The sequence below is a fragment of the Pseudomonas sp. NY15364 genome (assembly GCF_048068235.1).
Classification (GTDB): domain Bacteria; phylum Pseudomonadota; class Gammaproteobacteria; order Pseudomonadales; family Pseudomonadaceae; genus Aquipseudomonas; species Aquipseudomonas mendocina_D.
Map to the genome: position 1 here is coordinate 1 of NZ_JBLUPX010000096.1, position 521 is coordinate 521.

The 521-nt window shown below is 56.4% G+C and carries 1 protein-coding gene; it reads left to right on the plus strand.

Annotation, left to right across the window (positions count from 1 at the left end; all coding sequences use genetic code 11):
• Positions 1-521, plus strand: a 521-nt coding sequence (locus tag ACNFCJ_RS24130; RefSeq protein WP_416773901.1) for a transposase, incomplete at both ends; no start/stop codon positions are given.

Here is a 521-nt window from a genome sequence, read left to right on the forward strand (position 1 = left end):
AGCGATAACCAACAACTGGAACCTATGGCCAAGGCTGCCCAGGCGATCCTGGCGCAGGAAGAGCTGACGGTTACAGCCGATGCGGGCTACTCCAATGGTGAGCAGTTTCAGGCGTGTGATGATGCTGGGATTACGGCCTATGTGCCGGAGAATCGGGGCATAAATAACAAGGGCGACGACACGCCGCTATTCGATCGCAGCGCCTTCAGCTACGACGTAGAAAACGACCAGTACCAATGCCCTGCAGGCCAATGGTTACCGCTCAAGCAGGTAAACGGCCTACAGCGCATTTATGCTGTACGCGGCGACTGCACGGCTTGTCCATTGAAATCACGCTGCACCAAGGCTAAACGTCGACACGTGACTCGGCATGTCCATGAGGCCGCATTCGAGCGCATGCATCAGCGGATGCAGGTGCATCCAGAGATGATGGTCAGGCGCCGCTCCATCGTCGAACATCCCTTCGGCAACCTGAAGCAATGGATTTTGGGTAATGGTCGCTTCCTGCTCCGACAACTGCA